Below are 404 nucleotides of genomic sequence, written 5' to 3' on the forward strand. Positions count from 1 at the left end.
TGAATACGCTGTCAGTGAGCAGCAGCCAAACGGATGCAAACGGCAGCGCGTTGGTAAATCTTACCGGAGCGACGATCGGGCAGGTGACGGTCACCGCAACGATTGGCAGCTCAACACGCAAGGTTGATGACGTGGTTTTCGTGAATAATCTGGAGGATTTGTGGGTAGTGAATTCGGCCAATTCCGAATATGACTCTCCGGAGATTAAGGGGTTCCGGAGTCTGGGATTTGTGACAGACTTACCCACAACGGGTCCAACCACGCTTGACTGGCAGACGAATTGATATTCTGATGTCACTACGCCAATCACCCTGATAAGCGAAAGCGGTAAACAGTACATTGTGAACCTGAAAGGTTATCGCGAATCTGCCTGCACAAGGCGCCCTCTTAATGCAGCCGCAAGC

General features: G+C 51.5%; 1 protein-coding gene. It reads left to right on the forward strand.

All coding sequences use genetic code 11. From position 1 onward, the window contains the following. Positions 1–284 (forward strand): hypothetical protein (locus tag AC07RN_RS21420; RefSeq protein WP_478337289.1); only part of this gene is annotated, 284 nt, incomplete at its 5' end. Positions 285–404 lie beyond the last annotated feature (120 nt).

The sequence above is a fragment of the Lelliottia sp. GFLA7 genome (assembly GCF_056490165.1).